24 protein-coding genes are annotated in these 23,962 nt (G+C 60.9%); 9 read left to right on the forward strand and 15 right to left on the reverse strand.

Features of this window, described 5'->3' with window-relative positions; translation table 11 throughout:
• Window positions 1-4: 4 nt before the first annotated feature.
• Window positions 5-1,729, reverse strand: a complete 1,725-nt coding sequence (locus PSEBG33_RS23095; protein ID WP_005784615.1) for a tetratricopeptide repeat protein — start codon at window positions 1,727-1,729, stop codon at window positions 5-7.
• Window positions 1,730-1,911: 182 nt separating this feature from the next.
• On the opposite strand from PSEBG33_RS23095, the gene hemA reads away from it, so the two are divergent.
• The 6 genes from hemA (at window position 1,912) to PSEBG33_RS23065 (ending at window position 7,276) form a co-directional block, all read left to right on the forward strand.
• The gene (hemA, locus tag PSEBG33_RS23090; RefSeq protein WP_005784616.1) at window positions 1,912-3,201 is read left to right on the forward strand and encodes a glutamyl-tRNA reductase; all 1,290 of its coding nucleotides are present in this window, start codon (window positions 1,912-1,914) and stop codon (window positions 3,199-3,201) included.
• The gene (gene prfA, locus PSEBG33_RS23085) at window positions 3,198-4,280 is read left to right on the forward strand and encodes a peptide chain release factor 1 (protein WP_005784617.1); all 1,083 of its coding nucleotides are present in this window, start codon (window positions 3,198-3,200) and stop codon (window positions 4,278-4,280) included. The genes hemA and prfA overlap by 4 nt, the downstream gene beginning before the upstream one ends.
• Complete coding sequence (prmC, locus tag PSEBG33_RS23080) at window positions 4,281-5,111, forward strand: peptide chain release factor N(5)-glutamine methyltransferase (protein ID WP_005784618.1); 831 nt, start codon at window positions 4,281-4,283, stop codon at window positions 5,109-5,111.
• Entirely contained in the window at window positions 5,105-5,860 is a 756-nt protein-coding gene (locus PSEBG33_RS23075) for a molybdopterin-synthase adenylyltransferase MoeB (RefSeq protein WP_005784620.1), read from the forward strand. Before prmC ends, PSEBG33_RS23075 begins: the two co-directional genes overlap by 7 nt.
• Window positions 5,853-6,647, forward strand: coding sequence for a glutamate racemase (gene murI, locus PSEBG33_RS23070; protein ID WP_005784621.1), 795 nt, complete (start codon window positions 5,853-5,855; stop codon window positions 6,645-6,647). The genes PSEBG33_RS23075 and murI overlap by 8 nt, the downstream gene beginning before the upstream one ends.
• Before the next feature lie 110 nt (window positions 6,648-6,757).
• Window positions 6,758-7,276: an acyloxyacyl hydrolase gene (locus tag PSEBG33_RS23065; RefSeq protein ID WP_005784623.1), complete on the forward strand. Its 519-nt coding sequence runs from the start codon at window positions 6,758-6,760 to the stop codon at window positions 7,274-7,276.
• A 132-nt stretch (window positions 7,277-7,408) separates the two neighbouring features.
• On the opposite strand, the gene PSEBG33_RS23060 is transcribed toward PSEBG33_RS23065, so the two are convergent.
• From PSEBG33_RS23060 to PSEBG33_RS23005, 12 genes are all read right to left on the reverse strand, one after another.
• Window positions 7,409-7,714 carry a YkgJ family cysteine cluster protein gene (locus PSEBG33_RS23060; RefSeq protein WP_032803249.1) on the reverse strand — a complete coding sequence of 102 codons (306 nt, stop codon included), beginning with the start codon at window positions 7,712-7,714 and terminating at the stop codon, window positions 7,409-7,411.
• 54 nt (window positions 7,715-7,768) lie between these two features.
• Window positions 7,769-8,260, reverse strand: coding sequence for a DUF2878 domain-containing protein (locus PSEBG33_RS23055; protein WP_005784625.1), 492 nt, complete (start codon window positions 8,258-8,260; stop codon window positions 7,769-7,771).
• Window positions 8,253-9,524 carry an SAM-dependent methyltransferase gene (locus tag PSEBG33_RS23050; protein WP_005784626.1) on the reverse strand — a complete coding sequence of 424 codons (1,272 nt, stop codon included), beginning with the start codon at window positions 9,522-9,524 and terminating at the stop codon, window positions 8,253-8,255. Before PSEBG33_RS23050 ends, PSEBG33_RS23055 begins: the two co-directional genes overlap by 8 nt.
• Window positions 9,511-10,320: a DUF1365 domain-containing protein gene (locus PSEBG33_RS23045; RefSeq protein ID WP_005784627.1), complete on the reverse strand. Its 810-nt coding sequence runs from the start codon at window positions 10,318-10,320 to the stop codon at window positions 9,511-9,513. Before PSEBG33_RS23045 ends, PSEBG33_RS23050 begins: the two co-directional genes overlap by 14 nt.
• Entirely contained in the window at window positions 10,317-11,564 is a 1,248-nt protein-coding gene (locus tag PSEBG33_RS23040; protein WP_005784628.1) for an NAD(P)/FAD-dependent oxidoreductase, read from the reverse strand. Before PSEBG33_RS23040 ends, PSEBG33_RS23045 begins: the two co-directional genes overlap by 4 nt.
• A complete protein-coding gene (locus tag PSEBG33_RS23035) occupies window positions 11,561-12,343 on the reverse strand; it encodes an SDR family NAD(P)-dependent oxidoreductase (RefSeq protein ID WP_005784629.1) in 783 nt (260 codons plus the stop codon). The genes PSEBG33_RS23040 and PSEBG33_RS23035 overlap by 4 nt, the downstream gene beginning before the upstream one ends.
• Window positions 12,340-12,762, reverse strand: a complete 423-nt coding sequence (locus PSEBG33_RS23030; protein ID WP_005784630.1) for a nuclear transport factor 2 family protein — start codon at window positions 12,760-12,762, stop codon at window positions 12,340-12,342. The genes PSEBG33_RS23035 and PSEBG33_RS23030 overlap by 4 nt, the downstream gene beginning before the upstream one ends.
• Window positions 12,755-14,197 carry a deoxyribodipyrimidine photo-lyase gene (phrB, locus tag PSEBG33_RS23025; protein ID WP_005784631.1) on the reverse strand — a complete coding sequence of 481 codons (1,443 nt, stop codon included), beginning with the start codon at window positions 14,195-14,197 and terminating at the stop codon, window positions 12,755-12,757. Before phrB ends, PSEBG33_RS23030 begins: the two co-directional genes overlap by 8 nt.
• The gene (locus tag PSEBG33_RS23020) at window positions 14,198-15,127 is read right to left on the reverse strand and encodes a MerR family transcriptional regulator (RefSeq protein ID WP_005784632.1); all 930 of its coding nucleotides are present in this window, start codon (window positions 15,125-15,127) and stop codon (window positions 14,198-14,200) included.
• Between the two features lie 3 nt (window positions 15,128-15,130).
• Complete coding sequence (locus PSEBG33_RS23015) at window positions 15,131-16,090, reverse strand: YbgA family protein (RefSeq protein ID WP_005784633.1); 960 nt, start codon at window positions 16,088-16,090, stop codon at window positions 15,131-15,133.
• 111 nt (window positions 16,091-16,201) lie between these two features.
• Window positions 16,202-16,417, reverse strand: a complete 216-nt coding sequence (locus PSEBG33_RS23010) for a TIGR02450 family Trp-rich protein (protein WP_005784634.1) — start codon at window positions 16,415-16,417, stop codon at window positions 16,202-16,204.
• Window positions 16,414-17,400, reverse strand: coding sequence for an NAD(P)/FAD-dependent oxidoreductase (locus tag PSEBG33_RS23005; RefSeq protein ID WP_005784635.1), 987 nt, complete (start codon window positions 17,398-17,400; stop codon window positions 16,414-16,416). Before PSEBG33_RS23005 ends, PSEBG33_RS23010 begins: the two co-directional genes overlap by 4 nt.
• Window positions 17,401-17,612: 212 nt before the next feature.
• Here PSEBG33_RS23005 and PSEBG33_RS23000 point away from each other — a divergent pair, with 212 nt between their 5' ends.
• Complete coding sequence (locus PSEBG33_RS23000; RefSeq protein WP_005784636.1) at window positions 17,613-18,512, forward strand: TIGR01777 family oxidoreductase; 900 nt, start codon at window positions 17,613-17,615, stop codon at window positions 18,510-18,512.
• Window positions 18,513-18,526: 14 nt separating this feature from the next.
• Window positions 18,527-19,552, forward strand: coding sequence for a ferrochelatase (gene hemH / locus PSEBG33_RS22995; protein WP_005784637.1), 1,026 nt, complete (start codon window positions 18,527-18,529; stop codon window positions 19,550-19,552).
• Between the two features lie 127 nt (window positions 19,553-19,679).
• On the opposite strand, the gene PSEBG33_RS22990 is transcribed toward hemH, so the two are convergent.
• Both PSEBG33_RS22990 and algW read right to left on the reverse strand, forming a co-directional pair.
• Window positions 19,680-21,773 carry a TonB-dependent siderophore receptor gene (locus PSEBG33_RS22990; RefSeq protein ID WP_005784638.1) on the reverse strand — a complete coding sequence of 698 codons (2,094 nt, stop codon included), beginning with the start codon at window positions 21,771-21,773 and terminating at the stop codon, window positions 19,680-19,682.
• Between the two features lie 110 nt (window positions 21,774-21,883).
• Window positions 21,884-23,044, reverse strand: coding sequence for a Do family serine endopeptidase AlgW (gene algW / locus PSEBG33_RS22985; protein WP_005784639.1), 1,161 nt, complete (start codon window positions 23,042-23,044; stop codon window positions 21,884-21,886).
• 101 nt (window positions 23,045-23,145) lie between these two features.
• Between algW and PSEBG33_RS22980 the strand changes: the two genes are divergently transcribed.
• The gene (locus tag PSEBG33_RS22980; RefSeq protein ID WP_005784640.1) at window positions 23,146-23,904 is read left to right on the forward strand and encodes a Nif3-like dinuclear metal center hexameric protein; all 759 of its coding nucleotides are present in this window, start codon (window positions 23,146-23,148) and stop codon (window positions 23,902-23,904) included.
• Window positions 23,905-23,962: the final 58 nt, after the last annotated feature.

Consider the following 23,962-nt stretch of genomic DNA (forward strand, 5'->3'; position numbering starts at 1 on the left):
AAGCTTAAAGGGTCTCGGATCCGGTCAGGCGCTTGATGGTGCCGCGCAGGATTGGGCTTTCGGGTTGTTCCTTGAGGAATTTTTCCCAGATTTGTCGTGCTTCGCGTTGCTCGCCCTTGGCCCAGAGCACTTCGCCCAGGTGTGCGGCAACTTCTTGATCGGGAAAGCGCTCCAGTGCCTGGCGCAGCAAGCGCTCGGCCTCGTCGAGGTTGCCCAGGCGGTAATTCACCCAGCCCAGGCTGTCGAGTACGGCCGGGTCTTCAGGGTTGAGCGCATGGGCCTGTTCGATCAGTACCTTGGCTTCGGCGTAACGCGTGGTGCGGTCGGACAAGGTGTAACCCAGGGCGTTGAGTGCCATGGCGTTATCCGGGTCGCGCTTGATGATCAGGCGCAGGTCCTTTTCCAGTTGGGCCAGGTCATTGCGTTTTTCAGCCTGCATGGCGCGGGTGTACAGCAGGTTCAAATCGTCGGGATATTGCAATAACGCTTGTTGCAGCAGCTTCCAGGCGCGTTCGCCCTGCTTGTTGGCCGATAAGGTCTCGGCCTGGATCAAGTACAGCTGGATGGCGTAGTCCGGCTCGGCATCGCGGGCCGCGGCCAGGCGTTTTTCCGCTTCGTCGGTACGGCCATTGCTCATCAGGATGTCGGCCTGGCGCAACTGGGCGGGCAGGTAGTCATTGCCGGGGCCGACCTGGGCGTACTCGAGCAGGGCGGCCTGCGGGTCGTTGCGTTCTTCAGCAATGCGGCCCAGGTTCAGGTGCGCCGAGTCGACATGGCTGTCACGTTCAATCAACTGTTCCAGGTAGCCCTTGGCCTCATCCCAGGCTTTGGCTTCCAGGCACACCAGGGCCAGCGAATAGCGCAGTTCGTCGTCGTCGGGGTATTGCTGGACCAGGTTGGCGAACTGCACTTTGGCGTCTTCCATGCGGTCCTGCTCAACCAGCATTCGCGCATAAGTCAGGCGCAGGCGCTTGTCGTCCGGGTATTTCTTGATGCTTTTTTCCAGCAGAGGAATCGCTTCCTTGCCGCGGTTGAGGTTCTGCAGCAGGCGTGCTCGCAGCAGAATTGGCGCGATCTCGCCGTCTTCCGGCGGGTTTTGCTCAAGCAATTTGAGTGCGGCGTCGGCTTCGTCATCCTGTTGCAACAGCAAGGCTTTGCCGAAAATCAGCTGGCTGTTCTTCGGATGCTTTTGCAGCAGGCGGTCGAAGCTCTTCATCAGGCCATTGCGGGTGTCCTGATCGGTGTCGGCGGCCGACAGCGCCAGGAAATCGAAATGCGTGTCGCCCTTGCCCTGCAGGACTTTCTCCATATAGACCATAGAGTCGTCATAGCGGCCCGCGCGCGCCAGTTGCACGGCGGCGGCGCGCTGGGCTTCCAGATCGTCGGGGGCATTTTTTGCCCAGATCAGCGACGTATCCAGCGCAGCCTGGTCGGCGCCCAGGTATTCAGCGATGCGAAACGCCCGCTCGGAAATGCCCGGATCCTGGGTGTTGATGGCCTGGGTCACGTAATTATCCAGCGCAATATCGAAACGATTACGCTGGCCGGCCAGTTCCGCCGTCAGCAGGCTGTAGATCGTTTCTTCACTGAACGAGGAATAAACCTTGGGCTTTTCAGGGGCGGGGGAGGTGTCTTCTACCGGCGGCGTAGCCTCCGGCGACACGGGTGCCATGGCCTGGCAGCCGCTGAGAAAGACAAAAGCAAGGAGCAACGCGGAAGATCTATTCATATAGGAAGAGGACGACTAACCTGCGGTCGGATCATCATGACACAAGCCTTCGGCCAAACATAACCGAGTCTCAGTGGAGGCCTTTATAGGCATAACGCATTAGGACAATAGACGACGGTGGTTGTTCTGGATCTTTCGAAGTAGGACAATTGTCGGCTTCCCGACATCATCAGCGATATTGAATGGCCTTCCTCGCACTCGGTATTAACCACAAGACTGCCTCCGTAGACGTGCGCGAGCGCGTGGCGTTTACGCCAGAGCAGTTGGTTGAGGCCTTGCAGCAGCTCTGCCGGCTCACCGACAGCCGCGAAGCTGCGATCCTTTCGACCTGCAATCGCAGCGAGCTCTATATAGAGCAGGAACATCTTTGCGCGGATGTGGTACTGCGCTGGCTGGCCGATTATCACCATTTGAGCCTCGATGACCTGCGCGCCAGTGCCTATGTGCATGAAGAGGATGCGGCAGTTCGTCACATGATGCGTGTGGCGGCCGGTCTCGACTCGCTGGTGTTGGGCGAACCGCAAATTCTTGGCCAGATGAAGTCTGCCTATGCTGTAGCGCGTGAGGCCGGCACGGTCGGTCCGCTGCTGGGGCGCCTGTTCCAGGCCACCTTCAATTCGGCCAAGCAGGTGCGTACCGACACGGCTATCGGCGAAAACCCGGTGTCGGTGGCCTTTGCCGCTGTCAGCCTGGCCAAGCAGATTTTCAGCGATTTGCAGCGCAGCCAGGCGCTGCTGATCGGTGCCGGTGAAACCATTACCCTGGTAGCCCGGCACCTGCACGATTTAGGCGTGAAGCGCATCGTTGTCGCCAACCGCACGCTCGAACGGGCGAGTATCCTCGCTGAACAGTTCGGTGCTCATGCCGTGCTGTTGTCAGACATTCCGGCTGAACTGGTGCGCAGTGATATCGTTATCAGCTCCACCGCCAGTCAGTTGCCGATCCTCGGCAAAGGTGCGGTCGAGAGCGCGTTGAAACTGCGCAAGCACAAGCCGATCTTCATGGTGGATATCGCCGTTCCCCGGGATATCGAACCCGAAGTCGGCGAGTTGGACGACGTTTACCTCTATAGCGTCGACGATTTGCATGAAGTGGTCGCCGAGAACCTCAAGAGCCGCCAGGGGGCCGCCCAGGCCGCCGAGGAGATGGTCAGCACCGGTGCTGAAGATTTCATGGTGCGCCTGCGTGAATTGGCGGCGGTGGATGTGCTCAAGGCGTATCGTCAGCAGGGCGAACGCCTGCGTGATGAAGAGTTGCTCAAGGCCCAGCGTCTGCTCGCCAACGGCAGCAGCGCCGAAGAGGTGCTGATGCAATTGGCCCGTGGCCTGACCAACAAACTGCTCCATGCACCCAGCGTTCAGTTGAAAAAGCTTACCGCCGAAGGCCGCCTCGATGCGCTGGCCATGGCTCAGGAACTCTTTGCCCTCGGTGAGGGCGCGTCAGACAGCTCTTCGGATAAAAAACCGCAATGAAAGCGTCACTGCTCAATAAACTGGACGTGCTCCAGGACCGTTTCGAAGAACTGACCGCTTTGCTCGGCGACGGCGAGGTCATTTCTGATCAGGCCAAGTTTCGCGCTTATTCCAAGGAGTACGCCGAAGTTGAGCCGATTGTAGCCACCTACAAACATCTCAGCAAAGTGCAGGCTGACCTCGAAGGCGCCCAGGCGCTGCTCAAGGACAATGACCCGGACATGCGTGAAATGGCCGTGGAAGAAGTCCGCGAGGCCAAGGAAAAACTCGCCGAACTGGAAGGCGACCTGCAACGCATGCTGCTGCCCAAGGACCCCAACGACGGGCGCAACGTGTTCCTCGAAATCCGCGCCGGTACCGGTGGCGACGAGGCGGCGATTTTCTCCGGCGACCTGTTCCGCATGTATTCGCGCTACGCCGAACGACGCGGCTGGCGGGTCGAGATCCTGTCCGAGAACGAAGGTGAACACGGTGGCTATAAAGAAGTCATTGCTCGGGTCGAAGGTGACAACGTCTACGGCAAGCTGAAGTTCGAATCCGGCGCCCACCGTGTGCAGCGTGTCCCTGCGACTGAGTCCCAGGGCCGTATCCATACCTCGGCGTGCACCGTGGCGGTGTTGCCTGAGCCGGACGAGCAGGAAGCCATCGAGATCAACCCCGCGGACTTGCGTGTCGACACCTACCGCTCGTCGGGCGCCGGTGGCCAGCACGTCAACAAGACCGACTCGGCGATTCGGATTACCCACTTGCCGTCGGGCATCGTGGTGGAATGCCAGGAAGAACGTTCCCAGCACAAGAACCGGGCGCGGGCCATGTCCTGGCTGTCGGCCAAATTGAACGACCAGCAAACCAGCGCCGCCGCCAACGCGATTGCCAGCGAGCGTAAGCTGCTGGTGGGCTCGGGCGATCGCTCCGAGCGCATCCGAACCTACAACTTTGCCCAAGGCCGGGTAACCGACCATCGTGTCAATCTCACCCTTTATTCCCTGGATGAGATTCTCGCCGGTGGCGTGGATGCGGTAATCGAGCCGTTGCTCGCCGAATATCAGGCGGATCAACTGGCCGCGATAGGTGAATAAATGACCATCATAGCCAGCCTGCTACGTGCGGCCGACCTGCCCGATTCGCCCACCGCGCGCCTGGATGTGGAACTGCTGCTGGCCGCCGCCCTGGGCAAGTCCCGCAGCTACCTGCACACCTGGCCGGAAAAGATCGTCAGCAGCGAAGACGCCCTGACCTTTGCCGACTACCTGCAGCGCCGCCGCAGCGGCGAGCCGGTGGCCTATATCCTCGGCCAGCAAGGCTTCTGGAAGCTGGATCTGGAGGTCGCACCGCACACGCTGATCCCGCGTCCGGAAACCGAATTGCTGGTGGAAGCCGCTCTGGAACTGCTGCCTGCTACCCCGGCCAATGTCCTGGACCTGGGCACCGGCAGTGGCGCCATTGCCTTGGCGTTAGCCAGCGAGCGCCCGGCCTGGCAGGTCACCGCCGTTGATCGCGTGCTCGAAGCGGTGGCCCTGGCCGAGCGCAACCGCCAGCGCCTGCACCTCAATAACGCCACGGTGCTCAACAGCCATTGGTTCAGCGCCCTGCAAGGCGATCGCTTCGACTTGATCATCAGTAACCCGCCCTACATTGCTGACAACGATCCGCACCTGGTGGCGGGGGATGTACGGTTTGAACCGGCCAGCGCCCTGGTGGCCGGGCCTGATGGGCTGGACGATTTGCGCCTGATCATCAATGAATCACCGGCCCATCTGAATGCTGGCGGCTGGCTGTTGCTTGAGCACGGCTACGACCAGGCCCTGGCTGTGCGTGACTTGTTGCTGAGCCAAGGCTTTGAAGGCGTACACAGTCGTATCGATCTTGGCGGTCACGAACGCATCACCCTGGGGCACCGACCGTGCTGACCGATCAGGAGCTGTTGCGCTATAGCCGGCAGATTCTGTTGCAGCATGTCGACATCGACGGCCAGTTGCGCCTGAAACAGAGCCGCGCGTTGATCGTCGGCCTCGGCGGTCTGGGCGCCCCGGTTGCGCTCTACCTCGCCGCGGCCGGTGTAGGTGAGCTGCACCTGGCGGATTTTGACACGGTCGATTTGACTAACCTGCAACGCCAGATCATCCATGACACCCACAGCGTAGGGCAGACCAAGGTTGATTCGGCCATGCTTCGTCTGAGCGCGATCAACCCTGAAATCACCCTGACCCCCCATCGCGTGGCGCTGGATGCTGACTCGCTGGTCTCTGCAATCGGCGCAGTGGATGTGGTGCTCGATTGCAGCGACAACTTCTCTACCCGCGAAGCGGTGAATGCGGCCTGCGTCGTGGCGGGCAAGCCATTGATCAGTGGCGCGGCCATTCGCCTTGAGGGGCAATTGTCGGTGTTCGATCCGCGTCGCGCCGACAGCCCGTGCTATCACTGTTTATACGGGCACGGCAGCGACACCGAACTGACCTGCAGCGAAGCCGGCGTGGTCGGACCATTGGTGGGGCTGGTCGGGAGCCTGCAAGCGCTGGAAGCCTTGAAGCTGCTGGCAGGTTTCGGTGAGCCGCTGGTGGGTCGCCTGTTGCTGATCGACGCCTTGACCACGCGTTTTCGCGAATTGCGCGTCAAGCGCGACCCGGGTTGCAGCGTGTGTGGAACCCGGCATGGTTAAGGGCGCGCCCATCGGTGTGTTCGACTCCGGCGTCGGCGGCCTGACGGTGCTGGAAGAAATCCAGCAGTTATTGCCCCATGAATCGCTGCTGTACGTGGCCGACTGCGGGCATATCCCTTATGGTGAGAAAACTCCCACTTTCATCCTTGAGCGTTCTCGAACCGTCGCCGAGTTTTTCCGCGAGCGCGGCGCCAAGGCATTTGTGATCGCGTGTAACACCGCAACGGTCGCCGCCGTTGCCGATTTGCGTCAGGACTACCCTGATTGGCCCTTGGTCGGCATGGAGCCTGCGGTCAAGCCCGCTGCTGCCGCTACCCGCAGCGGCGTGGTGGGTGTGCTCGCCACCACCGGCACGCTGCAAAGCGCCAAATTTGCGGCCTTGCTCGACCGCTTCGCCACTGATGTACGAGTGGTGACCCAACCCTGTCCGGGCCTGGTGGAGCTGATTGAAGCCGGTGACCTGAACAGCCCGGCCTTGCATGTACTGTTGCAGGGCTATATCGAGCCGCTGCTTAGCGCCGGTTGCGACACCATCATCCTGGGTTGCACCCACTATCCCTTCCTCAAGCCGCTCCTGGCGCAGATGCTGCCCCCCAGCATTATCCTGATCGACACCGGCGCCGCGGTGGCGCGCCAGCTCAAGCGCTTGCTGGATGGGCGCGACCTGCTGGCAGTTGGCAATCCCGATACTGCACAGTTCTGGACCAGCGGCGATCTGACTCACCTAAGAAATATCCTACCGACACTTTGGAAACATCCCGGAGTTGTGCGAAGCTTTGGCTCGTGAAAATTTCGTGAAATGGTGCTGATAAAAGCTGAACTTCCGGCTCTACGTCAGCTTCTATAGCCAGTTAGCCTGTTTAAAACTCTATAACTTCGTTCGGAAGGATGTTTCTTATGAAGCGCTTGTTCTGTTTGGCTGCGATTGCGGCCGCTGTGTTGGGACACTCTGTTTCAGCCCAGGCCGCCGGCCTGGAGTTCGGGTTGGGGAGTACCAGTGATTCGACGTTGACCTATCGACTGGGCCTGACTTCGGATTGGGATAAAAGCTGGATGCAAAGCGATGTTGGCCGTCTGACCGGCTACTGGAGCGGCGCCTACACGTATTGGGAAGGTGATGACCGTGCAGGTGCCAGCAGCCTGTCGTTCTCGCCGGTGTTTGTGTATGAGTTTGCCGGCCAGTCAGTCAAGCCCTACATCGAAGCCGGTATCGGCGTGGCGGTGTTCTCCCGTACCCGGCTGGAAGACAACAACATCGGCCAAGCCTTTCAGTTCGAAGACCGCCTGGGTTTCGGCCTGCGGTTTACCGGTGGGCATGAAGTGGGCATTCGCGCCACGCACTATTCCAACGCCGGCATCAGCAGCAATAACGACGGGGTAGAGAGCTACTCGTTGCACTACACCATGCCGTTGTAATTCAACAACAACGAAGCCCCCCCTGTGGGAGCGGGCTTGCTCGCGAAATCGGTGTATCAGCTAGCACATGCATAGACTGACCCTCCGCCTTCGCGAGCTGCTCCCACATTTAGATCTTTGCTCATCGCAGGATCAGCGGTAGACCGTCGCGATGCCTTCCCGCTCTTCAAGACACTCCGGCGCTCCCATCTCGAACTCCCGGCAAATCAGCGGTCGAAGCGCATAGATCGTGCACATCATCGTGTCTCGATCCAGTGCCGCGCACCAGCCGTCGTCCAGGCGCAGCATCACTTCGCCGCCCCACTCATCGGTATCGATAAAGCGCTGCGGCACGCCGGTGTCGGTGATCAGCATGACTTCCAGCTGACAGCAGCAGGCCGCGCACGTCGAGCAGGTGACGGCCGGTTCAGTGATTTGGATATGGGGGATGTTGGTCATAGCCGCGCAGTGTAAGGCAAGTGCGTTAAACGTGTATGAATGCTCGGACAAGCGTCAGTGTTCGAGCTTGCGCGCGAGCCCGTGCAGCAAGGGGAACAGCATGGCCCATAACAGCGCCAGGCCGATCAGAGTCGCTGCCGTGCCGTAGCCAAAACCCACGCCGGCCAATTGGCTGCCGGCGTAATAAGACAAAGGCCCACCCACTGCGCCCAACAGGCCGGCCAGCCACCAGGGCCGTGCACTCCAGGCCAGGCAATGGCGCAGGGTCGTGGCCAGCAGCGCCCACAGTACGATCAACCAGAATGGAATCAACGGCCCGGGCTCGCTGAAGTGGAAAACGCCCAGGGTGCGCAACAGCGTGTCCAGCAGTGTGCCTGCCAGTGTCACGTTGAGCACGAGCAGGCCGTCATCCGCCAGCGAACTTATCCACAGCAGGTGCACGCTCAATACCGCCAGCCCCGCCAGCAGCCATGGGCTGTCGCCGCCGAGTACGCAGGCAAACCAGCCGCATTGGAACAGCACGGCATTGGCCAGGGTTTTAAGCACTGAAGCGCCCAAGCAATGGCGGGTTGATCGCCGCGGGTTTGGCCAGCAGCAGTTGTGCGGTACCGATGGTGCGTTCCATAAACCCGCCTTCGCAATAGCACAGGTAGAACTCCCACAAACGCAGGAAATACTCGTCGTAGCCCAGTTCCATGAGACGGCCATGGGCGCGGCGGAAGTTTTCATGCCACAGGCGCAGGGTACGGGCGTAGTGCAGGCCGAAGTCCTCCATGTGCAGCAGGTTCATGTCGGTGTCGCGGCTGACGATGTGCAGCATGTTCTGGACACAGGGCAGGGCGCCACCGGGGAAAATGTAGCGCTGGATGAAGTCGACGCTGCGCTTGGCCTGTTCAAAGCGCTGTTCGCGAATGGTGATGGCTTGCAGCAGCATCAGGCCGTTGGGCTTGAGCAAGTGCGCACATTGTTTGAAATAGGTCGGCAGGAACCGATGCCCCACCGCTTCGATCATCTCGATCGACACCAGCTTGTCATACTCGCCAGTGAGGTCGCGGTAATCGCTGAGCAGCAAGGTCACTTGATCTTGCAGGCCCTGCGTATGAATGCGTTTTTCGGTGTAGGCGAATTGTTCCTTGGACAGGGTCGTGGTGGTGACCTTGCAGCCGTAATGCTGCGCCGCATACAACGCCATGCTGCCCCAGCCGGTGCCGATTTCCAGCAGATGGTCGCTGGGCTTGAGCGCCAGTTTCTGGCAGATGCGCTCCAGCTTGTTCAGTTGCGCTTGTTCCAGGCTGTCATCGGGTGTCAAAAACTGCCCCGCCGAGTACATCATGGTCGGGTCGAGAAACTCTTCGAACAGATCGTTGCCCAGGTCGTAGTGGGCGGCGATGTTTTTCTGCGAGCCCTTGCGTGTATTGCGGTTGAGCCAGTGCAGGCCTTGGGTGAACGGGCGGGCCATGCGTGCCAGGCCACCTTCCATGGCGTCGAGTACGTCCAGGTTGCTGACCATCACCCGGACCACGGCGGTGAGGTCGGGACTGGTCCAGTAACCATGGATAAACGCCTCGCCGGCGCCGATCGAACCATTGGCGGCCACCAGGCCCCATACCGCCGAGTCGAGAATCTGAATTTCGCCTAACAGGTGCGCTTCCCGTGCGCCGAACACTTGTCGCTCGCCGTCTTCGATCACCACCAACTGGCCGTGACGCAGTTGGCTGAGCTGGCGCAGCACCGCCTTGCGCAACAGCGCAGCGGTCATGCCATTGACGTTCAGGCGGTTAGCCTTGACCGATAAGCTAGGGGATTTCATGGCGGCGATCCTTGGTGTACCCGACGGCGGTGCGAGAGGCGCCATCGGCGGCCCGGTGGGAAAAAATCGGTGTGCGCTTGAGCAGCAGGCGCAAGGCTTGCCAGTAGATTGCCAGGCAGGTCTTGGCGGTCATCCAAGGGAAGCGCCACAAATAGCGATGCAGGCTTGCGCGGCTGAGTGAATGTTTTTCCAGGCTCAAGGTGGCGTCGAAAACCTTTTGCGTGCCCTGCCAGTCGGCCATGTGCACGCCGAGCCGGGCAGATGGCGGGCTGAAACTCATGCGGTATTCCAGGTCGCGCGGTAAGAAGGGCGACACATGGAACGCCTTGGCCACGGCGAAGTGCTGATGCTCATCGGCGTCGAGGGGCTGGGCCGGCAGCACGTAGTGATAGCGCTCGCGCCATGGCGTGTTGGTTACTTCACACAGGATCGCGGCCAACTGCCCGTCGGCCTCGAAGCAGTAGAAGAAACTCACCGGGTTAAACGCCAGGCCCCAACTGCGGGCCTGGGTCAGCAGGCAGATAGCGCCCTGGGGTGTACGCCCCAGAGCTTTGCCGACTTCATGGCGCACCGCATCGCTCAAGCTCATGCCGTGGCACGTGAGTTCACGCAGGTAATCCTGCTGGCGAAAGCCGAAAGGCGCCAGGCGACCAGTGCCGGCCAGAGGTGAAAGCCCGAGCACTGCATCCTGTTCGCTGAGGTCCAGATACAGCAGGCCGATGCGGTAGCGAAAGGCGTGGGCCCTGGGCGTAAACCGGCGATGGGCGATCCAGCCGCTGTACAGGGCGCTGTTCACAGGCTTTCCCCGAACGCCTGGGCCACGCGCAGGGCGCTGACCACGCCGTCCTCGTGGAAGCCGTTGGCCCAGTACGCGCCGCAATAAAAGGTGTTGCGGGTACCGTGCAATTCTTCCCAGCGTGCTTGAGCGGCCACGGCAGCCAGGCTGTACTGCGGATGGGCGTAGGTGTAGCGCGCGAGGATCTTCAGCGGGTTGATCATTTGCGTCTGGTTGAGGCTGACGCAAAAGGTAGTGTCGCTGTCGATGCCCTGCAGGATGTTCATGTCGTAGGTGACGGCGGCCTGATTCTGCGAGTGGCCGGTCAGCCGGTAATTCCAACTGGCCCAGGCCAGCTTGCGGTCAGGCAGCAAGCGCGTGTCAGTGTGCAGCACTACGTCGTTGTCGGCGTAGGGTAGGGCGCCGAGGATCTCTTGTTCGGCCTGGCTCGGGTCTTCAAGCAAGGCCAGGGCCTGATCACTGTGGCAGGCCAATACCACCCGGTCGAAGGTTTCGCTGCCGTCCGGGCTGTGGATAACCACCCCACTGTCGATGCGTTGCACTTTATGCACAGGGCAGCCGAGGCGCACACGCTCGCGAAAACTGCGGGTCAGCGGTTCGATGTAGCCGCTTGAACCGCCTTCGATCACGCACCATTGCGGCCGGTTGTTGATCGATAGCAAGCCGTGGTTCTTGAAGAAGCGCACGAAGAATTGCAGCGGGAAACCGAGCATGTCCGAAAGGGACATTGACCATATCGCAGCCCCCATCGGCACAATGTAGTGGCGGATAAACCTTTGGCCGTAACCGCCGGCTGCGAGGTAGTCACCGAGGGTCATCTCGGCACTGATACGCTGCTGTTGCAGGTCCAAAGGCGCCTGGCGGTTGAAGCGCAGGATATCGCGCAACATGCCCCAGAACCCGGGCGACAGAATATTGCGGCGTTGGGCAAACAAGCTGTTGAGGTTGTTGCCGTTGTACTCGAACCCGCTGCTTTGGTCGCACACCGAAAAGCTCATTTCGGTGGGTTTGAACGTCACGCCGATCTGGCCCAGCAATTGGATGAAGTTGGGGTAGGTCCAGTCGTTGAACACAATAAAGCCGGTGTCCACGGCATAGCGTTCGCCCTCTACGGTAACGTGGACTGTGTGCGTGTGCCCGCCGATGCGGTCGCCCGCTTCGAACACCGTGATGTCGTGGCGGCGGCTGAGCAGGTAGGCGCTGGTCAGCCCGGCGATACCGCTGCCGACAATGGCGATCTTCACAGATCATCCTTTTTCGGTGGCGGGCTGCGCAACATGCGCTTGCCGATGATCAATTGCGCGCGGTTGGGCAGCTTCGACAGCGGCCACAGGGTGGCAATGAACATGGCCGGGAAGGCAATCTCCAGCGGGCGTTTTTCCAGTTTTGCAAAGATGTGCCGCGCCGCCTTGTCGGCGGACCAGCTCAGGGGCATCGGGAAGTCATTGCGTTCGGTCAGCGGTGTGTCGACAAAGCCTGGGCTGATCACGGTGACGTCGATGTTTTCCGGCGACAGGCTGATGCGCAGGGATTCGAACAGGTAACGCAGGCCGGCCTTGGATGCGCCATAGGCTTCGGCGCGTGGCATCGGCAGGTAAGTCACGGCGCTGGCCACGCCCACCAGGTGCGGGTTACGCCCGGCGCGCAACAGCGGCAGCGCGGCCTCGATGCAGTAACTGCTGGCCAACAGATTGGTACGCACCACATGTTCGATGATCGAAGCGTCAAATTGCCGGGCGTCGACATATTCACAGGTGCCGGCATTGAGGAGCACCGTGTCCAGTGCGCCCCAGACTTGAGTGATGTGTTCACCGATCTCGCGCACAGTCTGGCTGTTGGTCAGGTCGCCGGCCACCACCAGCACTTGCCCTGGATAGCGATGGGCGAGTGCTTCCAGCGGGCCTTTGGTGCGGGAACTGAGGGCCACATGGGCGCCACTGTTGAGCAGTTCTACGGCCAATGCGGCGCCGATGCCACTGCTGGCGCCGGTCAGCCAATAACGGCGGGGCGATGCAAGGCTCATCCCATTCTCCTTTTCAGCCAACTGATGACGCCGCCGAGAATCGGCACATGTTCATAAAGCAGTGCGCCGGCATCGAAGTAATCGCGATGCTGGTAGACCTTGTCGCGCCACATCAAGTGGGAACAGCCTTGTACCCGGATCATCTTGCCTGCGGCCAGGCGCGGGTGACAAAAAATCATGGTCCAGCGCAGGTAGCCTTCGCCTTCGGCCGTCTGGTCGAAACCCTGAAACTCGAAATCCAGTTGGTTGACGTTGCTGTACAGCTGCGCGAAATAACGCTGCAGTTCGGGCAACCCATGGACTTCATGCAGCGGGTCGGCAAATACAATGTCATCACTGTACAAACGGCCAAGCAGGTGCAGGTTGTGCTTGTCCAGCGTAGCGAAGGCTTCGGCGAAGCGGCGCAGGAAGTCATTCATGATCGGCCATCTCCTGACGTGAAGGCAGGCGGCGAAAGGCAGCCAGTGCGCGTTCCCGAGAGGCTTTGAGGTCGACGATGGCGCGGGGGTAATCCGCCACGCCAAACAAACCGCCAGCCGCTGCCGGGTTATGCACTTCTTTTTTATTCAGCGTGGCCAGTTCCGGCAGCCAGCGCTTGATGAAAATACCGTCGGCGTCGAATTTCTCCGATTGGCTCAAGGGGCTGAAAATTCGGAAATACGGTGCCGAGTCGGTACCGGTCGATGAGCTCCACTGCCAACCGCCATTATTGGCCGCCAGGTCGCCGTCGATCAGGTGGCGCATAAAAAAGCGCTCGCCTTCGCGCCAGTCGATCAGCAGGTTCTTGGTCAGGAACATCGCTACCACCATGCGCAGGCGGTTGTGCATCCAGCCGGTTTCCAGCAATTGGCGCATGGCCGCGTCGATGATCGGCAAACCCGTGCGCGCCTGTTGCCAGGCCGCGAGGTCTTCGGGGGCATTGCGCCAGGCCAGCGCTTCGGTTTCCGGGCGAAAGGCGCGGTGGCGGGACACCCGTGGGTAGCCGACCAGGATGTGTTTATAGAACTCGCGCCATAGCAGCTCGTTGATCCAGGTGATGGCGCCGATGTCGCCGCTTTCGAACTCGCCCTGATTGGTTTGCAGCGCAGCGTGCAAGCACTGGCGCGGCGAAACCACACCGGCGGCGAGGTAGGCCGAAAGCTGGCTGGTACCGGGTTTGGCCGGGAAGTCGCGCTCGTCCTTGTAATAGCTGATCTGCTCGTCGGTGAAGGCGTCGAGGCGGCGGCGCGCCTCGTCTTCACCGGCTGGCCACAGGGCGCGCAAAGTTTCGCTGGGCGACTCGAAACCGTCGACCGTGGTCGGCACCGGATCGCTTTTCACGTCGAGCCTGGCCTGAGTTTTCGGCGTTGCCACCTGGCGCGGCAGGGCGCTGTGCAGGCGGTTGTAGCAAACCTTGCGAAACTGGCTGAACACCTGGAAATAGGTGCCGGTCTTGGTCAGTACGCTACCGGGTTGGAAAAACAGTTGGTCCAGGTAGCTGTGAAACGTGATTCCCTGCGTTTGCAGCGTCTGTGCCACGGCAGCATCACGCTGGCTCTCGTGGATGCCGTATTCCTCGTTGACGTGCACAGACTCCACCGACAATTCCCGGCACAGTTCGCTCAGTGCAGCAGGCGCCTGGTCCCAGGTCGCGGCGTAGCGGATCAATAAAGGGATGTTCAGTTCGCCCAGCGCCTGACTCAAGTGCTGCAGGTTGCGCAGCCAGAAATCGATTTTGCACGGCGCGTCATCGTGGGCCAGCCACTGCTCGGGAGTGATCAGGTAAATGGCCGCGACGGGGCCACGCTGGCATGCAGCAGCAAGGGCCGTGTTGTCGTGCAGGCGTAAGTCGGTGCGCAGCCAGATCAGATGCATTTAGACGATTCCATGCTGGATCAATAATTGGTGGGCCGATAACGGGTCTTGCGCCATGAACAATTCAGGGACGTCGCGGGTGATTACGGATAACTCGGCGTTGTGAATGCGCACCGTCGGGCCGGCAATCACTATTGGGCAACTGACGCCGCCCAATAGTTTTGTCAGTGTCGACAAATGGAGGGTCTTGCTCGAATACAACAGCACGGCGCGTGGTTGCAGGTGTTCCACCGCCAGGGCCAGTTCGCCGGCAGGCAGCGGCCAGTCGAATACTTCCACCGGGCAGTCGGCGCTGCTGGCCAGCCAGGCACTGAGCCACAGGTGCGGTTCCAGCGGTAAGTCGGAATGGTTGACCAGCAGCAGCGGCGCGCCGTGGAGTTGGCGATTGTTGTGATAAATCCGCGCGCCGAACTTGCTGCGCAGCCACGACAGGAAAAACACCCGCTCCATCTGCGCGCCGAACTGACCCTGCCATCTTTGTTCCAGCTCCTTGAGCAACGGCAGCATCAATTGCTCGCACAAGGTGCGTGGCGGGTAGAGCGCCATGGCCTGGTTGAAGGCGTCATCGACCCGGCGTTCGGCCAGTTCGCTGATGGCATCCACCAAATGCTGGCGCAGGGCGTGCCACTCGTTTTCCATGGGCTCGGGGCGGGCGTGGGCTGAGTCGATCAAGCCTTTGACCTGACTGACCGGCACGCCTCGATTGAGCCAGGTGAGGATGGCGTGAATGCGTTGTACGTGTTCGGCACTGAACAGCCGGTGCCCCTTGGGCGTGCGCTGGGGCACGATGAGGCCGTAGCGGCGTTCCCAGGCGCGCAGGGTCACGGCGTTGACGCCGGTCTGGCGCGCCACTTCGCGGATTGGCAACCAGCCGTTTTCGAGGGCCAGGGCAATGTCTTCGCCGGGTTCGTCAAGCAGGGCAGCTTTCATGGGTTATATCGCATTACGCAGGCTGAGGTTTTCCGGGTGCGGTTGCAGGTAGGCCTGCTGCGCGATGTAACGGTCCGGGTGTTGGCGAAAGTGATGCTTGAGCAGGGTGAGTGGCACTACCAGCGGCACGATGCCTTGACGGTACTGGCCGATCACGGTTTGCATTTCCTGTTTGTCATCGGCGCTGATGACCTGCTTGAGGTAGCCGCTGATGTGTTGCAGCACATTGCTGTGTGTGCCGCGGGTGGCGCACTTCTTCAGGCCCGTCATCAGCTCGCCGAAGTAGCCGTGGGCCAGAGCCTGGAGATCGACGTCCTTGCCCATGCTGCCGAGCAAATGGCCCAGGCTTTTGTAATGCGCCGGGCTGTGGGCCATCAGCAGGTACTTGTAGCGCGAGTGAAACGTCAGCAAGCCGTGGCGGGTGAGCCCCTCGGCCAGCAGTTGTTGCCAACTGGCATACACGAATACGCGGGTCAGGAAATTTTCCCGCAACACAGGGTCGTTCAGCCGGCCGTCTTCTTCTACCGGCAGGTTAGGGTGGCGCGCACAAAACGCCTGGGCGTAAATGCCGCGGCCGCCACCGTCAACGGGCGTGCCGTTGGCGCGGTACACCTTGACCCGCTCCAGGCCGCACGATGGCGACTTCTGCATGAAGATATAACCGCACAGGTCGGTGTGTGCCTGGGCCATTTGCTGGCCGTAGTCGTGCAGTGGCTGCGTGACGTTGAGTTCACGGTTTACCGTGCCAACGGCTTGCGGCTGCGCAGGGTCGCCTACCAGCCGGATTGGCTCGCGGGGGATGCCCATCCCGATGGCAACTTCCGGGCACAACGGCACGAAGTCGAAGTAGTCGCTGAGTGTCTGGGTGCACAGCAGCGACTGTTTATGCCCACCGTTAAAGCGCACGTTCTCGCCAAGGAGGCAGGCGCTGATGGCGATCTTCGGTTTTGTACTACTCGACATACCCAAAACCTCTGCAATAATCCTGTACAACTTATAAAGTTTGTACAACTACGTCTCATCATAGATTCGATGTTGTACAAGTCAAATAGTTTGTATAGGTTTTTTGCAGCGTTACTTCCAGCCGATTTTCCAGCACTCGGCGTTTTGCAGGGTCTGCCATGGCAGGCGTTCGGCACGGTGAGTCAGCACCGCTTGCAACTCGATTTCCAGCACCGTGCCTTCGTCATCACGAAACAATTCGGTGACCAGAAAGTGTTTTTCCTTGTTGCGTGGCTGTGCTGCCGTCCATTTCGACAGCAGCAGCTTGCTGGGGTTGAGGCGGTTCATTGCAGGTGTGCGATCAAGCGTCGCGCCGCTTCCTGGCCACTGAGCCAGGCGCCTTCTACCCGGCCCGAAAGGCACCAGTCGCCGCAGACGAAAAGGCCCAGGTCGGCATCGGCCAGTACGCCGAACTCATGGCTGCCCGACGGGCGAGCGTAGAGCCAGCGGTGCGCCAGGCTGAATGACGGCGCGGGCATGGCGCTGTGCAGCAGTTCGGCGAAGGCGCCGTGCAAGTGCTCGATTACCGCTTCCTTGGACAGGTCCAGGTGCGCCTTGCTCCAGGCGCTGGTGGCGTGCAGCACCCAGGTGTCGAGGGTGGTGTCGCGCCCCGGTTTGCTGCGGTTGCGCGCCAACCAGTCAAGGGGGCTGTCTTGCACGAAGCAGCCCTCCATCGGTGTATCCAGGGGCTTGTCGAAGGCCAGCGCAATGGCCCAGGTCGGGTCCATTTTCACCCCGGCGGCGGCACTTGCCAGCTTGGGGGCAGCGGCCAGCAGGGCAGTGGCCTGAGGGGCCGGTGTGGCGATGATCACATGGCTGAAGGGGCCGTGACTCTCACCGTCGGCGTCGAGCAGGTTCCAGTGCTGTGTGCCCTGGAACACCTCGGTGATGCGGCAACCGAACTCCACCGGCAGGTCATCGAGCAGGGCGCGGGTGATGGCGCTCATGCGCGGTGTACCGACCCAGCGGATCTGTTCATCGGGGGAAGGCGTCAGTTGGCCGGACTTGAAGTTGTACAGCTGGGGCTTCCACTGTTCGGCCCAGCCATTGCTTTGCCAGCGCTGCACTTCGTTGACGAAGCGCCGGTCGCGGGCGGTGAAGTATTGCGCGCCCATGTCCAGCGCGCCGGCATCGCTGCGCTTGCTGGACATGCGGCCACCGCTGCCGCGGCTTTTATCGAAGAGTTGTACGGTGTGGCCCGCGTCTTTTAACGCTCGGGCGGCGGAGAGACCGGCTATGCCGGTGCCGATGATCGCGATGGGGACAGTCATGGGAGGCCTCGTTTTACCGTTGGGTACAGACTACGCCGACACCAATAGCTGTACAATATTGTTTTTTGGTATAAGTTTTGGCGTGCCTGATTGTGTGGCGTGACCTATGGTTAAGCTCAGGCTTGAACGCGCGTCACGCTCGATTATCAAATTGATCCCTGCTTATAAAATAGACCAGTGAGCGGCGGCGAACGTTACATGAGGAGAGTCCCATGCATATTTTGCTGACCGGCGGTACCGGCCTGATTGGTCGTCAACTTTGCCAACACTGGCTCGCCCAGGGGCATCGCCTGACGGTGTGGAGCCGGCAACCGGAAACGGTCGCCAGGCTCTGCGGCGCACAGGTGCTTGGGGTGGCTCGCCTGCAAGAGGTGATTGGCGCGGTGGACGCGGTGGTCAACCTGGCGGGTGCCCCCATCGCTGACCGGCCCTGGACCCACAAGCGCAAGGCATTGCTGTGGAGCAGTCGAATCAGTCTCACCGAAACCCTGCTGGCCTGGATCGACAGCCTGGAGCAGAAACCGGCGGTACTGATCTCCGGCTCCGCCGTGGGCTGGTATGGCGACGGCGGCGAGCGCGAATTGACCGAAGCCAGCGGGCCGGTGCTGGACGATTTCCCCAGCCAGTTGTGTATTGCCTGGGAAGAAACCGCCCAACGTGCCGACGCCTTGGGCGTTCGCGTGGTGCTGGTGCGCACCGGCCTGGTGCTGTCGGCGCAGGGCGGCTTTTTGTCGCGCCTGTTGCTGCCCTTCAAACTGGCGCTGGGCGGGCCGATCGGTAATGGTCGGCAGTGGATGCCATGGGTGCATATCAAGGATCAAATCGCCCTGATTGATTTTCTTCTGCACAAGACTGACGCCAGCGGTCCTTATAATGCCTGCGCGCCACACCCGGTGCGTAATCGCGAGTTTGCCAAGACCCTCGGCCAGGTTTTGCACCGCCCGGCGTTCATGCCGATGCCGGCGTTTGCACTGAAGGTTGGGTTAGGCGAATTGTCTGGTTTGTTGCTGGGCGGGCAGAAGGCCTTGCCTGAACGGCTGCTGGCGGCGGGTTTCACTTTCCAGTTCACTGAGTTGCGTGCGGCTCTGGACGACCTGTCCAGCCGCCTCTAAAGATAGGATGTTGCATGACCGATCACGCGTTGTTACTGGTCAACCTGGGTTCGCCAAAGTCCACTTCGGTGGCTGATGTGCGCAGCTACCTCAATCAGTTCCTGATGGACCCTTATGTGATCGACCTGCCATGGCCGGTGCGGCGTTTGCTGGTGTCGCTGATCCTGATCAAGCGCCCGGAGCAGTCTGCCCATGCTTATGCGTCGATCTGGTGGGATGAGGGCTCGCCGTTGGTGGTCTTGAGCCGTCGTCTGCAACAGCAGATGACTGCGCAGTGGACCCAGGGCCCTGTGGAACTGGCAATGCGTTATGGCGAGCCGTCGCTGGAAACCGCCCTGACACGGCTGGCCGCCCAGGGTATCGGCAAGGTGACACTGGCGCCGCTGTATCCGCAATTTGCCGACAGCACCGTGACCACGGTGATAGAAGAAGCCAGGCGCGTGGTGCGCGACAAGAAACTCGCTATCCAGTTTTCGATCCTGCAGCCTTTTTACGACCAGCCCGAGTACCTCGATGCTCTGGTAACCAGCGCACGCACTTACCTGGAGCAGGATTTCGATCACTTGCTGCTCAGTTTCCATGGTCTGCCCGAGCGCCATCTGAAAAAGCTCGACCCTACCGGCGGGCATTGCTTCAAGGATGCCGACTGCTGCAAGAACGCATCGCCAGAGGTGCTCGCCACCTGCTATCGCGCCCAATGCTTCAGCGTCGCCCGGGATTTTGCCGCGCGTGCCGGTTTGCCCGATGGCAAGTGGTCGGTGGCGTTTCAGTCGCGCCTGGGCCGGGCCAAGTGGATCGAGCCCTACACCGAGGCCCGCCTGGAGGCGCTGGCCCAGCAGGGCGTGAAGAAGCTGCTGGTGATGTGCCCGGCGTTTGTCGCCGACTGCATCGAGACCCTGGAAGAAATTGGTGATCGCGGGCGGGAGCAGTTCCGCGAGGCGGGGGGCGAGGAGTTGGTGTTGGTGCCGTGCTTGAATGATGACCCGCAATGGGCGGCGGCGCTCAATACCCTGTGCGAACGAGCGCCCGTTGCCTTGTAGTCAAGCCTTGCGGTGACTCAAATGTGGCAGGGGGCTTGCTCCCGATGGCGATGGATCAGTGACAGATATACTGCCTGATACTCTGCTATCGGGAGCAAGCCCCCTCCCACATTTAGTTTTATGCCCGTCAGAGATTGAGGGTCAGGCTGACGGTGAGGTTGCGCGGTTCACCAGGGTTGGTCCAATAGCGGCTATAGGACCGCTCGTAGTACTTCTCATCGAACAGGTTATTCAGGTTCAGCCCCACGGTGACATTCTTCGTGGCCTTGTAATGGGCCAGCAAATCCACGGTGTGGTAGGCCGGCAGTTCGAAGCCTGTGCCCGCCTCACCGGAGCGGTCACCCACATAAGTAAACGCCGCCCCCAGGTCTGAACCGCGCAACGCCCCGTCCTGGAATTCATAAACGCCCAACAGACTGCCGCTGCGCTTGGCGACCCCGAGAATGCGACTGCCCGTGGGGATGGTTTTGTCGCCCTTGGTCACTTCGGCGTCGATATAGGCCAGGGCGCCGATCACGCGTATGGCGTCGGTCACTTGCCCGGTCACCTGCAGGTCAAATCCCTGGCTGCGGGCCTTGCCAATGGCGCGGTCGGTGTTGGTCGCCGGGTCCAGGGTGAGCACGTTTTCCTTTTCGATATGGAAGGCTGCGAGCGTCGCGCTGAGGCGCTCGTCAAACAGCTCGCTCTTGATGCCCACCTCATAGCCCACGCCTTCTTCGGGCTTGAAGGATTTGCCGCCGGCATCCAGGCTGCTGTTCGGCTTGAATGAGGTGGATGCGTTGGCAAATACCCCGACTTGCGGTGTGAGCTGATAGAGCAGGCCGGCGCGCTGGGTCAGGGCGTCGTGGGTCTGGCGGCTTTTGGCGTGGTTGCGGGCGAAGTTGTCGGTGCTCTGTTCGAAGTGCTCGAAGCGCGCACCGATCATGCCTCGCAGACGGTCGGTGAAGATGATCTGGTCTTGCAGGTTCAGCGCGTGGCTTTTGGTCTGTTCGAAGAAGTCGGTGCCGGAGCGTGCGCCATTGGGTTTGGCCTGGCCATAGACCGGTTTATAGATGTCGATAGGGTAGTCGCCGCCGATTGCTGTCACGCGCTCCTTTTTGCGGTAATCCTCGTATTCGGTGCCGATCAGCAGTTCATGCTGCCAGCTGCCGATATCGAACAGCCCACGCAATTCCAGCTGGGTGATGCTGTCATGCCAACCGGTCGAGCGTTCACGGTAGCGACGGTTGACGGTGTGACCGTCCCCATTCAGCGCACGGCTTTCCGACGCATCGCCCCACAGGCTGCCCTGCTTGTAGTGGCTGGCCAGGCGCAGCTTCCAGGCGTCGTTGAGGTGGTGTTCCAACGCGGCCTGGATGCGGTTGTTGTGGTTGCGAATATTGCCGTCGTTGGGCTCGCCCAGAAAGGTGGAATGGGACATGCCAGTATCGGCGACGATGCCCCGGTCGAAGGTGGAGCTGTGGCGCACGAATTCGCTTTCGACCAGCAACTGGGTGTCCGGGGTCAACTGCCAACTGAGCGACGGCGCGACGAACACTCGTTTAGCGTCCACGTGATCGCGGAAACTGTGCTTGTCTTCAACCGCCAGGTTCACCCGTGACAAGACGCGCCCTTCGCTGTCCAGCGGCGTATTCACATCCAGCGCAGTGCGGTAGCGGTCCCAGCTACCAGCACTGGTTTGCAAGGTGGTGAACGCTTCGGGCTGGGGTTTCTTGGTGACGATGTTCACCGTGCCGCCAGGATCGCCACGCCCATACAGGCTGGCGGCGGGGCCTTTGAGAACTTCAATGCGTTCGATATTTGCCGCGTCCGGGGTACTGGGGTAACCGCGGTTGGCGCTGAAACCGTCCTGGTAGAACTCAGACGTAGTGAAGCCGCGCACGCTGTATTCGTAGAGGGTCAGGCCACCGAAGTTGTTTTGCTTGGATACGCCGCCGGCAAATTCCAGGGCGCGCTCCACGCTGGTACTGCCCAGGTCCTTGAGCACCGTGGCGGGGATCACGCTGATCGATTGCGGTATGTCGCGAAGGGCGGTATCCGTTTTGGTGGCACTGGCAGAGCGGGTGGCGCGATAGCCCTGGACCGGGCCGGTGGCGGACTCATACGCCTCGGAGGTTACGCTGATGGTGTCCAGTTCCAGGGTGTTTTCTTCGGCGTAGGCAGGGTCGAGCAGCAAACCCAAGGCCAGGCCGGCCAAGGGCACAAACTTTCGAGACGGCATGATAGAGCGTTCCAATAGCGATATTGAAACAATATAACATGCCCAATGAGAATGAGTCGCCGCAAAAATGGCCTTGCAAGTGCCCGCGGACGGGCACTTGGGCGTATCGGCTACTGCTCTTCTTTTATCGGTGCGGTCGCCGGTGGCGGACGCAGGCCGATTTCCGCCGAGAGCTTGATCTCCTTGCCGTTACGCATGACCAGGATCGCCACCTTGTCGGTCGGTTTGATTCGCGCTACCTGGTTCATCGACTTGCGGCCATCACCGGCCGGTGCACCGTCGATGCTGAGGATTACATCGCCCAACTCCAGGCCGGCTTTCTGTGCCGGGCCATCACGGAAGATTCCGGCGACCACGATGCCTGGGCGTCCGGTCAGGCCAAACGACTCGGCCAGTTCCTTGGTCAAGGGTTGCACTTCAATGCCCAGCCAGCCGCGAATGACCTGGCCGTGTTCGATGATCGACTTCATCACTTCCATCGCCAGCTTCACCGGGATCGCAAAACCGATGCCTTGGGAGCCGCCGGACTTGGAGAAAATCGCCGTGTTGATGCCGGTCAGGTTGCCATTGGCATCCACCAGCGCACCGCCGGAATTGCCCGGGTTGATGGCTGCGTCGGTCTGGATGAAATCTTCGTAGCTATTAAGGCCTAACTGGTTGCGCCCGGTGGCGCTGATGATGCCCATGGTGACCGTCTGGCCCACGCCGAACGGGTTGCCGATAGCCAGTGCTACGTCACCCACGCGCAACCCGTCGGAGCGACCGAGGGTGATCGATGGCAGGTTCTTCAAATCGATTTTCAGTACTGCGAGGTCGGTTTCCGGGTCGCTGCCCACCACACGGGCCAGGGTTTCGCGGCCATCACGCAGGGCGACCACGATCTGGTCGGCGCCGGTAGTCACGTGATTATTGGTGAGGATGTAGCCTTCGGGGCTCATGATTACCCCGGAACCCAGGCTCGACTCCATGCGGCGCTGCTTGGGGCCGTTGTCACCGAAGTAGCGGCGAAACTGCGGGTCCTCGAACAGCGGGTGTGCCGGTTTGTTGATGACCTTGGTGGTGTACAGGTTGACCACCGCAGGGGCCGCAATGGTGACCGCGTCGGCATAGGTGACCGGGCCCTGCACCACCGTGTTGGTTTGCGGTGCTTGTTGCAGGTTCACATCCAGGGTAGGCAGGCCCACCCATTGGGGATAACGCTGAATAATCAGCATCGCGATCAGCACGCCAGCCAACAATGGCCATCCAAAAAAACGCAGTGCCTTGAGCATCAAGTAAGTCCTGACAGGTTGCAGGGGGCGGGCGAGCGCCCATAATGTCGCGCATTATACGAGGCTGCGATGCCTGCGAACCGGATATTTAGGAGTCTTTTATGGCCGTCCCCCTTACCACCCTCGTCGAGGAAGCCGACCGCTACCTTGGCAGTGCCAAAATTGCCGATTATTGCCCCAATGGCTTGCAGGTCGAGGGCCGCCCGCAGGTGATGCGCATCGTCAGCGGTGTGACCGCAAGCCAGGCGCTGCTGGACGCCGCCGTCGAAGCCGGGGCCGATCTGGTGCTTGTGCATCATGGTTATTTCTGGAAGGGCGAGAGCCCGTGTATCACCGGCATGAAGCAGCGCCGCCTGAAAACCCTGCTCAAGCACGACATCAGCCTATTGGCCTATCACCTGCCATTGGACCTGCACCCTGAGGTGGGCAATAACGCGCAGCTGGCCAAACAACTGGACATCACGGTCGAAGGCCCTTTGGACCCGAGCAACCCCAAGGTGGTCGGACTGGTCGGGTCGCTGGCCGAACCCTTGTCACCGCGTGATTTCGCCCGCCGTGTGCAGGATGCGATGGGGCGCGAACCGCTGTTGATCGAAGGCAGCCAGATGATCCGCCGCGTCGGCTGGTGCACCGGAGGTGGTCAGGGCTATATCGACCAGGCGATTGCCGCCGGGGTCGACCTGTACCTGAGCGGTGAGGCCTCCGAGCAGACCTTCCACAGCGCCCGTGAAAACGACGTCAGCTTCATTGCTGCCGGTCATCACGCCACCGAGCGCTATGGGGTGCAGGCGTTGGGCGATTACCTGGCGCGACGCTTTGCCCTGGAGCATCTATTTATCGACTGCCCGAACCCGATCTGAGCCTTAGAGCGCGACTGAATGTGGGAGGGGGCTTGCTCCCGATGGCGATGGATCATTG

The organism is Pseudomonas synxantha BG33R (assembly GCF_000263715.2).
Taxonomy (GTDB): domain Bacteria; phylum Pseudomonadota; class Gammaproteobacteria; order Pseudomonadales; family Pseudomonadaceae; genus Aquipseudomonas; species Aquipseudomonas synxantha_A.

Excerpts from the sequence above, each read along its gene's own strand:
- PSEBG33_RS23095 (WP_005784615.1), bottom strand. The coding sequence starts at position 1,729 with ATGAATAGATCTTCCGCGTTGCTCCTTGCTTTTGTCTTTCTCAGCGGC.
- hemA (WP_005784616.1), top strand. The coding sequence starts at position 1,912 with ATGGCCTTCCTCGCACTCGGTATTAACCACAAGACTGCCTCCGTAGAC.
- prfA (WP_005784617.1), top strand. The coding sequence starts at position 3,198 with ATGAAAGCGTCACTGCTCAATAAACTGGACGTGCTCCAGGACCGTTTC.
- prmC (WP_005784618.1), top strand. The coding sequence starts at position 4,281 with ATGACCATCATAGCCAGCCTGCTACGTGCGGCCGACCTGCCCGATTCG.
- murI (WP_005784621.1), top strand. The coding sequence starts at position 5,853 with ATGGTTAAGGGCGCGCCCATCGGTGTGTTCGACTCCGGCGTCGGCGGC.
- PSEBG33_RS23065 (WP_005784623.1), top strand. The coding sequence starts at position 6,758 with ATGAAGCGCTTGTTCTGTTTGGCTGCGATTGCGGCCGCTGTGTTGGGA.
- PSEBG33_RS23060 (WP_032803249.1), bottom strand. The coding sequence starts at position 7,714 with ATGACCAACATCCCCCATATCCAAATCACTGAACCGGCCGTCACCTGC.
- PSEBG33_RS23050 (WP_005784626.1), bottom strand. The coding sequence starts at position 9,524 with ATGAAATCCCCTAGCTTATCGGTCAAGGCTAACCGCCTGAACGTCAAT.
- PSEBG33_RS23035 (WP_005784629.1), bottom strand. The coding sequence starts at position 12,343 with ATGAGCCTTGCATCGCCCCGCCGTTATTGGCTGACCGGCGCCAGCAGT.
- PSEBG33_RS23030 (WP_005784630.1), bottom strand. The coding sequence starts at position 12,762 with ATGAATGACTTCCTGCGCCGCTTCGCCGAAGCCTTCGCTACGCTGGAC.
- phrB (WP_005784631.1), bottom strand. The coding sequence starts at position 14,197 with ATGCATCTGATCTGGCTGCGCACCGACTTACGCCTGCACGACAACACG.
- PSEBG33_RS23020 (WP_005784632.1), bottom strand. The coding sequence starts at position 15,127 with ATGAAAGCTGCCCTGCTTGACGAACCCGGCGAAGACATTGCCCTGGCC.
- PSEBG33_RS23015 (WP_005784633.1), bottom strand. The coding sequence starts at position 16,090 with ATGTCGAGTAGTACAAAACCGAAGATCGCCATCAGCGCCTGCCTCCTT.
- PSEBG33_RS23010 (WP_005784634.1), bottom strand. The coding sequence starts at position 16,417 with ATGAACCGCCTCAACCCCAGCAAGCTGCTGCTGTCGAAATGGACGGCA.
- PSEBG33_RS23005 (WP_005784635.1), bottom strand. The coding sequence starts at position 17,400 with ATGACTGTCCCCATCGCGATCATCGGCACCGGCATAGCCGGTCTCTCC.
- PSEBG33_RS23000 (WP_005784636.1), top strand. The coding sequence starts at position 17,613 with ATGCATATTTTGCTGACCGGCGGTACCGGCCTGATTGGTCGTCAACTT.
- hemH (WP_005784637.1), top strand. The coding sequence starts at position 18,527 with ATGACCGATCACGCGTTGTTACTGGTCAACCTGGGTTCGCCAAAGTCC.
- PSEBG33_RS22990 (WP_005784638.1), bottom strand. The coding sequence starts at position 21,773 with ATGCCGTCTCGAAAGTTTGTGCCCTTGGCCGGCCTGGCCTTGGGTTTG.
- algW (WP_005784639.1), bottom strand. The coding sequence starts at position 23,044 with ATGCTCAAGGCACTGCGTTTTTTTGGATGGCCATTGTTGGCTGGCGTG.
- PSEBG33_RS22980 (WP_005784640.1), top strand. The coding sequence starts at position 23,146 with ATGGCCGTCCCCCTTACCACCCTCGTCGAGGAAGCCGACCGCTACCTT.